The sequence below is a fragment of the Pseudomonas sivasensis genome (assembly GCF_021391435.1).
GTDB classification, from domain to species: Bacteria; Pseudomonadota; Gammaproteobacteria; order Pseudomonadales; family Pseudomonadaceae; genus Aquipseudomonas; species Aquipseudomonas sivasensis.
The window spans coordinates 2,327,100-2,340,457 of record NZ_CP090029.1 but is presented as its reverse complement, the minus strand read 5'-3'; the positions used below and the strand labels follow the sequence as shown (position 1 = coordinate 2,340,457).

At 59.1% G+C, this 13,358-nt stretch carries 10 protein-coding genes; 2 read left to right on the top strand and 8 right to left on the bottom strand.

From position 1 onward, the window contains the following. Positions 1-83 precede the first annotated feature (83 nt). Together LRO94_RS10655 and dkgB are read left to right on the top strand one after the other, a co-directional pair. Positions 84-1,148, top strand: a complete 1,065-nt coding sequence (locus LRO94_RS10655) for a 3-deoxy-7-phosphoheptulonate synthase (protein ID WP_179179254.1) — start codon at positions 84-86, stop codon at positions 1,146-1,148. Positions 1,149-1,320: 172 nt separating this feature from the next. After that, entirely contained in the window at positions 1,321-2,139 is an 819-nt protein-coding gene (gene dkgB / locus LRO94_RS10650) for a 2,5-didehydrogluconate reductase DkgB (RefSeq protein ID WP_179179255.1), read from the top strand. Here dkgB and LRO94_RS10645 read toward each other — a convergent pair. From LRO94_RS10645 to LRO94_RS10610, 8 genes are all read right to left on the bottom strand, one after another. Beyond that, a complete protein-coding gene (locus LRO94_RS10645; RefSeq protein ID WP_122764988.1) occupies positions 2,136-2,558 on the bottom strand; it encodes an ANTAR domain-containing protein in 423 nt (140 codons plus the stop codon). The genes dkgB and LRO94_RS10645 overlap by 4 nt on opposite strands. 134 nt (positions 2,559-2,692) lie before the next feature. Further along, positions 2,693-6,310, bottom strand: coding sequence for a transporter substrate-binding domain-containing protein (locus tag LRO94_RS10640; protein WP_179179256.1), 3,618 nt, complete (start codon positions 6,308-6,310; stop codon positions 2,693-2,695). Position 6,311: 1 nt separating this feature from the next. Further along, positions 6,312-6,941, bottom strand: a complete 630-nt coding sequence (locus tag LRO94_RS10635; protein ID WP_032886624.1) for a response regulator transcription factor — start codon at positions 6,939-6,941, stop codon at positions 6,312-6,314. Positions 6,942-7,222: 281 nt separating this feature from the next. Beyond that, positions 7,223-7,939: an MgtC/SapB family protein gene (locus LRO94_RS10630; protein ID WP_032886625.1), complete on the bottom strand. Its 717-nt coding sequence runs from the start codon at positions 7,937-7,939 to the stop codon at positions 7,223-7,225. A gap of 16 nt (positions 7,940-7,955) precedes the next feature. Further along, entirely contained in the window at positions 7,956-10,661 is a 2,706-nt protein-coding gene (mgtA, locus tag LRO94_RS10625) for a magnesium-translocating P-type ATPase (protein WP_095186521.1), read from the bottom strand. Positions 10,662-11,103: 442 nt separating this feature from the next. Then, positions 11,104-11,697, bottom strand: a complete 594-nt coding sequence (locus tag LRO94_RS10620; protein WP_233896999.1) for a GNAT family N-acetyltransferase — start codon at positions 11,695-11,697, stop codon at positions 11,104-11,106. A gap of 15 nt (positions 11,698-11,712) precedes the next feature. Beyond that, complete coding sequence (locus LRO94_RS10615; RefSeq protein WP_095186520.1) at positions 11,713-12,057, bottom strand: FKBP-type peptidyl-prolyl cis-trans isomerase; 345 nt, start codon at positions 12,055-12,057, stop codon at positions 11,713-11,715. 144 nt (positions 12,058-12,201) lie between these two features. Next, a complete protein-coding gene (locus LRO94_RS10610; RefSeq protein ID WP_032886629.1) occupies positions 12,202-13,170 on the bottom strand; it encodes a hypothetical protein in 969 nt (322 codons plus the stop codon). Between the last annotated feature and the right edge of the window lie 188 nt (positions 13,171-13,358).

Below are 13,358 nucleotides of genomic sequence, written 5' to 3'. Positions count from 1 at the left end.
GTAGCCGATACGGCCAATTGTCGAACACCCCAGTAGGCCAAGCGCGCGGGAATAGCCCGCCGCTTGACCAGGAAGCAATGAATATGAACTCCTCCGTCGCCGCTCTACCCGTTGCCGCTCTGACTTGCGCCAATGAAACCCTGACCCAGCGTCTGCCCAGCTCCCTTGAGCTCAAGCACCAACTGCCCCTCAGCCCGTTCCTCACTGAACAGATCCACGCCCATCGCCAAGCCGTGCGCGCCATCCTCAATGGCGAAGATTCCCGCTTGCTGGTGATCGTCGGCCCATGCTCGATCCACGACCCGGAATCGGCCATGGAATACGCCCGCAACCTGAAGAAACTGGCCCTTGAGGTCAGTGACCAGATGTTGCTGGTGATCCGCGCCTACGTCGAAAAACCACGCACGACGATCGGCTGGAAAGGCCTGGCCTACGATCCTCGCCTGGATGGCAGTGATGACATGGCCGCCGGTTTAACCCTGTCACGCGAACTGATGCGCGAGATGCTACGCCTGGGCCTGCCCGTCGCCACTGAACTGCTGCAACCCATGGCCGCCGGCTACTTCGATGACCTGCTCAGCTGGGTGGCGATTGGCGCGCGCACCACGGAATCGCAGATCCACCGCGAAATGGCCAGCGGCCTGGGCATGCCCGTGGGCTTCAAGAACGGCACCGACGGCGGCGTCGCGATTGCCTGTGACGCCATGCGTTCGGCGTCCCATCCGCACCGTCACTTCGGCGTCGATAGCCAGGGCCACCCGGCCATCATTCAGACCTCAGGTAACCCCGATACCCACCTGGTGCTGCGCGGTGGTCACCGTGGGCCGAACTACGATGCTCAGAGCGTGGCAGAGGTGAAGCACGGCCTGACCCAATCCAAGGTCATGCCACGGATCATGGTCGATTGCAGCCACGCTAACAGCGGCAAGGATCCACTGCGTCAGCCGGCCGTCTTCAATGACGTGCTGGAGCAACGCTTGCAGGGTGACACCTCGCTGATCGGCATGATGCTCGAAAGCCATTTGTTCGAAGGCTGCCAGCCGTTGAGCCCTTCGATGAAATACGGTGTGTCAGTGACAGACGGCTGCCTGGCCTGGACCGCCACCGAGCAGTTGTTGCGAGCGGCTGCCGAGCGCCTGCGCGCTTAAGATTGATCGTTCAAGGCGCTGCTACAGTGGGTACAGCGCCTCATGCCCCAGCCCCCACACACTTGCCATTCGTGACATTCAGTCAAGAGTCCTTTTCGGATTCGACTGTGTTTGCGAAGGAACGACGAGGGGATACTTGACTCCATTGCCTACAGCCCTAATGGAGTTACTGATGTCTATCCTCACGCAAAAAGTCCCCGCCTTCGGCCTCGGCACCTTTCGCCTGCAAGGCCAAGTGGTGATCGACTCCGTCAGCACCGGCCTTGAACTGGGCTACCGCGCCATCGACACCGCGCAAATCTATGAGAACGAAGCAGATGTCGGCCAAGCAATCGCCGACAGTGGCATCCCAAGGGATGAGCTGTTTATCACCAGCAAGATCTGGATCGCCAATTTCGCCGAAGGCCAACTGATCCCAAGCCTCAAGGAAAGCCTGCGCAAGCTCAAGACCGATTACCTAGACCTGACCCTGATCCACTGGCCATCGCCGGAAGACCAAGTGCCCGTCGCCGAGTTCATGGGGCAGTTGCTGGAAGCCAAACGCCTGGGACTGACGCGTCAAATCGGTATTTCCAACTTCACCATTGACCTGATGAAGCAGGCCATCGCAGCCGTGGGCGCCGAGCACATCGCTACCAACCAAATCGAACTGCACCCCTACCTGCAAAACCAGCACGTCGTGGATTTTGCCACCGCCGCCGGTATCCAGATCACCTCATACATGACTCTGGCTTACGGCGAAGTGCTCAAAGACCCCGTGATCCAGCAGATCGCGGAGCACCACCAAGCCACCCCGGCACAAGTCGCACTGGCCTGGGCCATGCAGTTGGGGTACGCGGTCATCCCATCGTCAACCAAACACGCCAATCTGGAAAGCAACCTCAAGGCCATGCAGCTGACCTTGAGCCCTGCCGATATGGCGCAGATTGCCGGGCTGGAACGTGGCCACCGCTTGACCAGCCCCAAGGGCATCGCGCCGAAGTGGGACTAAACCCCGGCCACCGCTTTGCGCGATAATTCGCGCAGCCACGGCAACACCCGCAGGCCGACCGTGGCCTCGGGTGGGTCGATAATGTCCATGAAGTGTTCGAGGTTGACGTTGTCCGGCACACCGGGAAGCCGCACCACCACCGCCGATGTTGCGCCGCAGGGTGCCCCCAGATCCAGGTGATCGTAGACCAGTACATGGCGCACCTGGGGCTGGGGCCCGCAGCCATGGGTTATCAAACCCGCGCTGATAATCAGCACGTCAAAGGGTTCGGCTGGGATAGCCGTGAGTATCTGGACTTCTTCGAAGGTTTGTACCGGCACGATCCGGTGGTACCCCAACTGATTGAGCATTTTTTCGATGTACAACCGTTGCAGGTGTTGTTCATCAGCAATCAGGATGGTCAGTGCTTTGTTCGGCATGGCAAACACCTGGGCAGGCAGCGCTCGTCAGTGAGCGCCGCCTATTTTCCAGACATATCCCGAAGACAAAATCAGGCATATTCCCGCTTCGCGTAGGAGTTCTCCCAAATCAACCGAATGACCCTCCTCCTCAGTCAAGCCTGATTGCCATAACGACTCAGGCTGTGCTGCAACTGTTCGATGGCCGCGTCTACGGACTCAACTGCAGCGTCCAACGCCCCCCTATCACGCCGCTCACATGCGCCCTCCAAGGTCTCGCAGCAGGAGGTCAGCACCTCAGCCTTGACCAAGCGCGCGCCTCCTTTGACACGATGAGCCAGGTCGTGAAGCTTGGCGAAAGCGCCTTGCCCTTTCAGCGTCGACAGCAAAGCACGGTCCTCTTCGAGGCTGTCCAGTAAAGGCGTCAGCAGTTCGCTGAGAGCATCGTCATCGCCCTGCGTCAGCGTGAGCAGCGGGCTTAAATCAAACGCTGCTCCGGCGTTATCCGTGGCGACTCCGGCGGTCCGTGATGCCAAGGCCAAGCGCAAGTCTTCAAGACCGGTAGGTTTAAACAGGCAACCGTCCATGCCTGCTTGCCGGCAGCGTTCAGCCTCTTGCGGCAGTGCGTTGGCGGTGAACCCAAGTAACAGGCACGGCGTCAACCCAAGCTGGTGCTCTTGTGCACGAATGTCACGCGCCAACGCGTAACCGTCCTTGAAGGGCATATTGCAATCGGTGATCACGCCATCAAAATGTCCGGCCTGCCACAGTGCAAATCCTTGTGCACCGTCCTCTGCCGAAGTGATGCGATGCCCCAGAAAACTTAGTTGTCGAGCCAGCAACAAGCGGTTGGCTGGGTAATCATCCACCACCAGAATGTTTAACCCACGGGCGGGCGGTATATGCGGGACCGGTGCAGAGACCGGTACGGCGGTGGTCATCGCAAGCGCCAATGTCACGTCCACTCGCGTGCCCTTGCCCAGCACGCTACTCAAATGCAGTTGACCGCCCATCATCTCGCACAGGTTACGGCTGATCACCAACCCCAGACCCGACCCACTTCGCCCTGGCTGCTCATTATTACTGCCTTGGATAAAGGGGTTGAACAAGCGCTGCTGGTCTTCGGCGCTGATGCCAATGCCCGAATCCTCCACCCACAACCGCACGTTCAGTTGGTCACTGTCCAACACAGGTACGCCCTGGGCGCCCAGCGACACTTGACCGGAGGCGGTGAACTTGATCGCATTGCCCAATAAATTGGACACCACCTGCTTGAAGCGCAGCGGGTCGACGATCACGGGTCGATCTATCAACGGGTCAAGTTCCACTCGCAGCAACAGGCCCTTGTCCCTCGCCAACCCCTCAAACACCCGCGCCACGGAGGCCAACAGTTCGTGCAGATTGGCTGGCTCCAGGCTAAGGGAAAGGTGGCCGGATTCGATCCGTGCAATGTCGAGAATATCGCCGATCAACTCCAGCATGCCCCGGGACGCCACCGACGCGACCTCCAGCGCATCCCGGTCAGCCCTGCCCTGTTCGGCATTCTTCAGCGCCAGCTCGATCATGCCGATCACTGCGTTCATGGGAGTGCGGATTTCATGACTCATGGTCGCTAGGAACGTAGTCTTGGCACGATTGGCCGCGTCAGCCTCCTCCTTCGCTTCCTGCAACTGGCGCAACAAGCGCTGGCGCTCGCTGACATCCACCCAGCCCGCAATCATGCCCACGACACTGCCATTGCTATCGCGGTACGGGAGCATCCACTGGTAAATGGTCAGAACGCCACCACCCGGCACCTTGAGCACGCGGTCATGGATCTGCGGCTCACCCAACTCCATCAAACGCAAATAATCGGCATGAAACGAACGGGCCTGGGGCGGGTTACCTATATCGGTTTCCACCACTGTCCTACCGATGACGTCTTCCAACTTGAACCCGAATACATCGAGATAGGCGTTATTGCAGGCCATCAAGCGACCCAGGCGATCACGCACATAAATGGGGTGCGGCGTGCCATCAATCAGCACACTCATAAAACGCATCTGGTCGCTCAAAGCACGTTCGGCCTGGGCGCGTTTGCGAATCAGATTACGCAGGTAGAACACCCAGCCCAGCGTCACCAGCAACAGCAGCGCGGCTAAGCCGAACCCTTGGATAATCATATTGCGGTGACGCATCCAGTAGTTGTCTTCGATGATGATCTCGCTGCGCCAATGGTTGGTCAGCTCATCCATTTCTTCAGGTGAAATGCTCAACAACGCCTTGTCGAGGATCGAGTACAACTCCAGTTCGCTGCGGTTGACTCCAAACGTAATCCGCGCAGGCTCCCTCCCGACCGTACTGGTGATACGCAAACGTTTAAGGTAATGGCGCGCGATCATGTAGCGCGCGCTGATCAGCGAAACCGCCGTCGCATCGACGCTGCCATTGGCCACCCATTCCATTGCCTGCTCAGGGTTCTGCGCGTCGACAAACCCGATATTGGGATAGTCCTTGGCGATTTGTGCGACCAGGCTGTCGCCGCTAACGATTGCCAGGCGCTTGCCGGGCATATCTTCCAGGGTCACCAGTTGCTCGTCGTCGGCACGCACCACCAACACATAGGGGTTGGACAGGTAAGGTCGGGTAAAACGGATCTTTTCGGAGCGCTCGGCACTCGGGGTGACGACCGCCAGCATGTCCACACGACCGGCGCTGGCCTGATCAATTTGCGCGGGCAGCGAACTGCCGCGCTCTACATCGAACTTCAAGCCTGTGCGCAAACTGATGCGCGACAGTACTTCGGCGCTCAACCCTTCGAATTGCCCCTGCCCGTTGAAAAAAGACAGCGGCACAAACTTGTCGAGCACCGCGATTTTCACCCGAGGGTTCTTCTCCAGCCAGCGTTGCTCGCTTTCACTTAAGCGCAGCTGATCCGCCTCCAGAAACCCGCTGCCACCGGCACTCCAACGACGTAGGATTTCCAGCTGCTGGCTGGCCGGAACGTCGGCCAAAGCAGCGTTGATGATGCCCAACAGGCGTGTATTGTCCTTGGCGAATGCGAACCCGAAAGGGTTGACCTCCAGTGCGGAAAAATCCGCCATGCGCACGTTGTTGAGGTGGTTCTTGTTGATCAAATAACGAGTGCTGATAGCGTCCCCCAGGTACACATCGGCCTGGCCGAACGCGACAGCACCTATGGCTTCGAAGGCCGAGGCAAATAAGAGCAACTGTGCATTGGGATAAAACGTCTGAACGGCGTCGGGCTGCATGTAGTGGTAGAGCATCGCCACGCGCTTACCCGAAAGGTCAGCTTTCAGCGCCTGGCTTTCCCCTGCGCGCGTTACCAGCGCAGGTTGGTCATTGGCGTAAGAACGGGACAGTACCAACTCCGAGTCAGCCGCCTCATAGCCATTGGCCGACCCGACAAAATCTACCTCGCCGGCCTTGAGGGCATCGATCACCTCATCGCGGGTGTCGTACCGCTTCACGTCGATCGAGACATTCAGTGCCTGGGCGACCAGTGCCGCATAATCGGCGGTGATGCCCTCCAATTCATCGTTGTTGCTGCTCAGGTCAAAGGGGGCGAAATCAGGGGCCGACACGCCCATCGACAGCGTGCGCCGCTCGCGCAGCCAGCGCCAGTCGGCCTCGTCCAACACTACAGAAGGGTTTGCAAAAGTGGAGTGACCCAGCAGTCTCAGGTCGCGGGGTGCTTCGATGGCCATCGCCGCCCAAGGCAACAGCCCCATCAGCAGGATGGCCGCGTGTTTCGCCAGCCGGGAGGTAATCATTTCAGATCAGATGATTGCGCTGGGCAAACTTGGACAGATGAACCACCGAGGACATGCGCAACTTCTCCTTGAGCCGCGTTTTGTAGGTACTGATGGTCTTATGGCTCAACAGCATGTCCTCGGCGATCTCCTTGTTACCCAGGCCCAGCGCCAGCTTTTGCAAAACCGTCAATTCGCGGTCAGACAGCGCCGCCACCAACTCCTGCTCAGTGGACTGCAAATCGTCGCGACGCACCGAACTGGTGGGCAGGCTGGGGAAGCAACTGTAGCCAGACCTGATCGCCCTGATCGCCTTCTGCAGCTCATCAAGTTCACCTGTCTTGGCGACAAACCCCATCGCACCAGCGCGCATGCAACGAGTCGAAAAGAACACCGCCAGATAAGAGGTCAGCACCAGGATCCTGCAAGGCAGCTCCAGCGCCTTGATCCGGCTGATCACCTCCAACCCACCGAGCTTAGGCATCGCCAGGTCAAGAATGATTAGGTCAGGGCGGGTTTCGCGAGCAATCTGCATGGCGTCAGCGCCGTTACCCGCCTGGTAGATTTTGTCGAAGCCCTCCTGCTTCAGCAGATATTTGACGGTGGCGCGTATAAAAGGGTGGTCATCCACTATTAAAGCTTTGTTGCTCATAAGACTCCCCTGAGAAGATCAGTACGCTTACATATCACGCGAGACCCAACTACCTGTGAAAAGTAACAGTTCCGACAAACGGTGCTGATTACTCCCTACAACAACTCAGGCAGTAAAGGCCCCTCCTTTTGAAAAAAACAGTAAACACGTAAAGCCGCGCCTTGATTCCTGAGCAGGCGCAAGCGCGCAACCTTAACAACCGACTGTTTTTTCCAATGAAGGGATAATCTCGACTAAATGTAGGACTTTTCCTCGGCACAGCAAGGTTGAGTCATCGAACGTTACTCGGTGGTACTCGGGCTCCAGAAGGCCTGTACCACCAGGGTCGACCTGGAAATCCGCACCACCAGGGCGTCCAACTCGTCACCGTCGACCGACGTCACCGCCAGTGTGGCTTCGATTTCCACCTCCTCGGTGCCGAACGGACGCACGTCGACATCACTGGCAGGGTAGTTACAGCGCGCGAGTTCGGATTCCAGCAACGCCAATACCGCGGTTTGCTGGGTACGTCGGGCAATCACATACAGGATGTTGGTGACTTCCGCCGACACCACATCCAGCGGCTGGCGGTTGATGTTATTGACGATTGGCCGCAGCAAGGTATTGGCCGCCAGCACAAACAGCGTGCCCAGCAACGCTTCGAGCACCAGGTCGGCACCGGCACACGCCCCCACGGCCGCCGACGCCCACAGCGTGGCGGCGGTATTGAGGCCACGCACATTGCCTTCTTCGCGCATGATCACGCCGGCACCAAGAAAGCCGATGCCCGACACCACATACGCAACCACTCGCACCGCGCCTTCCGCGCCACCGAGTCGGTTGGCCATGTCGACAAAAATCGCTGCCCCCACCGCCACCAGCACATTGGTGCGCAGGCCCGCCGTGCGCTGCCGGTACTGGCGCTCGAAACCGATCAGGCCACCGAGGATAAACGCGGCGGTGAGGCTGACCAGGGTGTCGATCAGGGAGTTGAGGTTGATGTTGTTGATTGCTTGCATAGGAGAGCTTCCCTATTCATTGCCAGCCAAACTTACGGATGTAGTAGCCCTTCACCGCTTGGGTCAGCGCCATGTACGCCAGCAGGATCACCGGCAAAAACACAAAGTACAGCGAAGGCAGCGCCTGTAATTTGAAGTAGTGCGCCAGCGGGCCCATTGGCAGGAAAATCCCCACGGCCATGATCACGCCCGTCATCACCATCAACGGCATCGCCGCACGGCTTTGCAGGAACGGGATTTTCGGGGTGCGAATCATGTGCACGATCAGCGTCTGGGTCAGCAGCCCCACCACAAACCAGCCCGACTGGAACAGCGTCTGATGGTCTGGTGTGTTGGCATCGAACACGTACCACATGAGTGCGAACGTGGTGATATCAAAGATCGAACTGATAGGCCCGAAAAACAGCATGAAGCGCCCCACATCCCCCGGCTGCCAGCGTTGCGGCTTGGCCAGCATCTCGTCATCGACGTGGTCGAACGGGATCGCAATCTGGGAAATGTCATATAGCAGGTTTTGCACGAGCAGGTGCATCGGCAGCATCGGCAGAAACGGGATAAACGCACTCGCCACCAGCACCGAGAACACGTTGCCGAAGTTGGAGCTGGCGGTCATTTTGATGTACTTGAGCATGTTGGCAAAAGTGCGGCGGCCCTCCAGCACGCCCTCCTCCAGGACCATCAGGCTCTTTTCCAACAGGATGATGTCGGCCGCTTCCTTGGCGATGTCCACCGCGCTGTCCACCGAAATACCGATGTCCGCCGTGCGCAGCGCCGGTGCATCGTTGATGCCGTCGCCCATGAAACCCACCACATGCCCGTTGGCCTTGAGCAGGCGCACGATGCGCTCCTTATGGCTGGGCGTCAGCTTGGCGAACACATTGGTGGTTTCCACGGCCCTGGCCAACTCAGCATCGGTCATGTCTTCGATGTCGTTGCCCATCAACAGACCTTGTTGCTCCAATCCCACTTCGCGGCAGATTTTTGCAGTGACCAGTTCGTTATCACCGGTCAGTACTTTGACCGCAACACCGTGGGCTTTCAGGGCTTTCAGCGCAGGCGCGGTGCTTTCCTTGGGCGGGTCGAGGAAGGCCACATAGCCGATCAATGTCAGGTTGTTCTCATCTGCCAAGCTGTAGGTGTCGCGCCCAGGTTCCATCGGTTGCGCAGCCACGGCCACCACACGCAGGCCTTCTTCATTGAACGCTGCGGTCACTTGGCGAATGCGCGCCAACAGCTCATCGGTGAGTGCTTCGTTGGTGTCGCCGTGGCGCACGCTGTTGCACACCGAGAGGATCTCCTCCACGGCGCCCTTGCAGATCAGCAGGTGCGGCAAGCCTTGCTCGGCGACAACCACCGACATACGGCGGCGGTTGAAGTCGAATGGGATCTCGTCGACCTTATGGAAGGCGGTGCCGACTTTAAGCTCGCGATGCACCTCCACATGTTCCAGCACCGCCACGTCCAGCAGGTTCTTCAGGCCAGTCTGGTAGTAGCTGTTGAGGTAGGCCATTTCCAATACGTCGTCGGATTCTTCACCCCACACATCCACATGGCGCGCCAGGAAAATCTTGTCCTGGGTCAGGGTGCCGGTCTTGTCGGTGCACAGCACGTCCATCGCGCCGAAGTTCTGGATCGCGTCCAGGCGCTTGACGATGACCTTCTTGCGCGACAAAAAAACCGCGCCCTTGGCCAGGGTGGACGTGACGATCATCGGCAGCATTTCCGGGGTCAGACCCACGGCAATCGACAACGCGAACAGCAGCGCCTCGGTCCAGTCACCCTTCGTGAAGCCGTTGATAAACAGCACCAAGGGCGCCATCACAAACATAAAGCGGATCAGCAACCAACTGACTTTGTTCACCCCATGCTGGAACGAAGTGGTAGCGCGATCAGTGGCGGTCACGCGCTGGGCCAGGGCACCGAAGTAGGTGTTATTGCCGGTGGTCAGGATCACCGCCGTCGCCGCACCGGACACCACGTTGGTGCCCATGAACAGGATGTTGTCCAGATCCAGAGGATTGCGGGTATTGGCGTCCTGATGCTGGGCGAACTTCTCCACCGGCATCGACTCACCGGTCATCGCCGCCTGGCTCACAAACAGGTCCTTGGCACTGAGCACGCGGCAATCGGCGGGAATCATGTCGCCGGCCGACAGCACGATCAGGTCGCCGGGCACCAACTGCTTGATCGGCAACTCGACGCGCTTGGCCTCATCACGACGCAGCACCGTGGCGGTGTTGCTGACCATGGCTTTCAAGGCATCGGCGGCCTTGTTCGACTTGGCCTCCTGCCAGAAACGCAGCAGCGTCGAGAGCACCACCATGGAGAAAATCACCGTGGCGGCCTTCATGTCTTCGGTCAGCCAGGAGATCACCGCCAGCAAGGTCAGCAACAGGTTGAAGGGGTTTTTGTAGCAGTGCCACAGATGCACCCACCACGGCAGCGGCTGCTCGTGCTCGACTTCATTGAGGCCGTGTTGCACACGCAGGGCATCGGCTTCCTGCGTGTTCAAGCCCTCGGCATGGCTGCCCAACGTGCCGAGCAATTGCGTCGTGCTGCTGTTGGCCGCGGCCACCAGGGTTTGCGCCAGGGTCGGCGGCACTTCGCGGCTGACGCTGGCGTCGGTGACGGTTTCGAGCATGGCCAGGCGACGGAAGTGCCGGGCGATGTGCCGGGTCCGCAGGAAGCCGGCGAAGAACTCTTTCAACAGAGTGAGGTTCATGGTGTTACTCCTGCGCGAGGAAAAACCGTCGTGCAGGTACTGCCGCTGCGCACCACGCCTGTCAGACAGGCGCAGTCAGCTTGGCCCGCCCGCCGCAAAAGGCAGGCGCGTCCGTAGCATCCTGAGGTCACTCAGGTGCTGGTCAGCGTCGATGAAAGAGGATCGAGACAGGACCAGAACTGGCCGCTGTCGGGATGCCGCTTCTCGCTTTGATGGCGAGACAACGGCATCGGATAAATGCGCGTTACCTTGCCAAGCCTATGCCGGTTACCGAAACCGGCCGACTACTGTCACTCGAACAAGTACCCACTGAGGGTCTCCGCTATTGATGAAAACGCGCGAAGCTTACGCCCCGACTTCAGGAGAGTAAACCGTAGGAAAGTTTCCGCATGATGAATAAGAAGATTCTTCAGGATGGGTTCAGGTAGGCGTTTTCCTGAGCTCACTGAGGATCAAAATGTGGGAGGGCGCGATCCTGGGCAACCAATGCCAGATACCCATCAAGCTGCCCTTCGGCCAGAACCTTGACCTGGATCGACACATGGTTCACCTGGCGGCCCATCCTGATTCCCTCGCGGGTGCGCACCTCGACATAGCCGAGCTTCGGCCAGAAACGCTCGGCCTTGGTATTGCCAACAACCACTGTCAGCCGCAGCCACCGAGCGCCATTTTCGATCGCCCACGCTTGAAGATCCGCATGCACCTGCTGCGCCAGTCCAGTGCCATGAAAACGGGCATCCACCAGCAGCAGACCGATATGCCATACGCCATCTGCGAGCAAATCGGCCGCAATATTCACTACGGCGACCAGTTGCCCGTCCGCACCGCGATAACCCAACCAGTAGATCCGGCTGCAACGCCAGCCCGGCGGAAGCTGGTTCTGCAACGCTTCGTGCGCTTCGGTTGGCCTGGCAGGCTCGCCGTTAACCGCCATGAAGTAATCCGGCGCCCGCTCAAAAAAACGCTGGAGCTCAGCCTCATCGCCGGCCCCCAGTTCAACTATATAAACGTCCTTGATGGTGCAGTTGATATCCATATCGCTCGACTCTTCTCATTCATCCCGCGTCAGTACTTCCAACAACTCGATCTCAAAGCGCAGATTGCTGTTGGGCTTGATATGCGCGCCCATGGAGCGCTCGCCATAAGCCAGATGCGCCGGCACGTACAACGTACGCACACCACCCACCTGCATGCCCATCAAGCCCTGGTCCCAACCTTTGATGACACGACCGGTACCGATCACACACTGGAACGGCTTGCCCCGCTCCCAAGACGAATCGAACACCGTGCCATCTTCCAAGGTGCCTGTGTATTGAGTGGTGATCAGCGCGCCCTTGACGACGGCTTTGCCGGTGCCAGGGCGGGTGTCGGTGATCTGGAGTTCGTTGTTGCTCATGGGGGTTCTCGTTGAAGGCGAAAGGGCCGGGTTTTCCCAGAATCAGCGGGACTTGGCAAGTGCCAACGCCCAAATACCCATCACTCCTGGTGGCAAGCGAGCTTGTTGTGGCGAGCGAGCTTGCTCGCTCGCCACAACATAGCCTTAAGCCAACGGCACGCGACGGTTAGTCAATGCCATGCGCCCTACAAAGAAGCTCAACGCCGCACCCAGCAACAGCATCGCCAGCGTGCTCCAGGCCGCGCGGGACAATTGCTTGGCCGCGACTTCACCTGCTTCACGGGCCTTCTGCTCAGCCTGCTGTTTCAGCTCGTCAACCTTCTGCATGGCTTGCTGATAAGCCTGGGCATAGTTGTCGACGATCTGTGTGGCTTCTTCCTTGCTCTTGCCGGTACGGGCAGCAACGATATTGACCAAGGCTTCTTTGTCAGCCGCGTTAAGCGCTGGCTCACCGGAGGCTTTGACGCGCTCAAACCACTGCTTCAGCGCATCGCCGGCCTGGGCAGGATCGGTCGCTGCGGTAGTCGCTGTCTGTTTGCCATCGGCGGCAGCCTGGTCGGTTTTCTGCTCAACATTGGCCGGGTCCAGCTCAGGCTTGCCGCTTTGCTTGAGCAAGGTGTCCAGTTCGCCCTGCAGGCTTTTCCAGTCCAGCTGGATGCCCTGCTCGTTCAGTTGCTGCTTGACGCTATCGCTGATGCCAGGCGCGGCGGCGGCAATCCCGCTACCGGCAGCAGACAAGCCTTTACCAACCACGTTACCGGCGGTGCCAACCACACTGGCGGCCAAGCCTGCCAACAGCCAGGTGGTAAGCAAGGTGGTGACGGTCCAGGTCAGCACGCCGTGCAGGCCGCCACGATCCGGGGCCGTGCGGCCGGCGACGAAGGCACCCACACCGATGGCAAGTAATGTGGAGACAAACAGCCAGATCCCGGCCCCCGTGCCGAAACCGCTCAGCGGGTTACCGGCTTGCATCGGGTTAACCGCACTGGCACCGATGGCAGTGCCCAACACACTGAGGACCAGGTAGGTCACCAGGGCAATTGCACTACCGGCGAGCACCGAGCTCCAGGACACACGAAACAACGAGCGATTGGTTTCATAGACAGTGGTCATACAGAGGTCCTTCACATGTTGTTGAGGCAAGGCGAAATGCCTTGATGGATGGAGTCTGGCGAAACGACATACGTTCAGTCATGGCCCAAATGCACCAGTGCGCCTGGTGCATTCGCACTCCCCCGTACTCAGTTTCTTTGCACTATCGTGAAGGCAGGATGTCGTACGTCCATGCGCCCCTACACCGG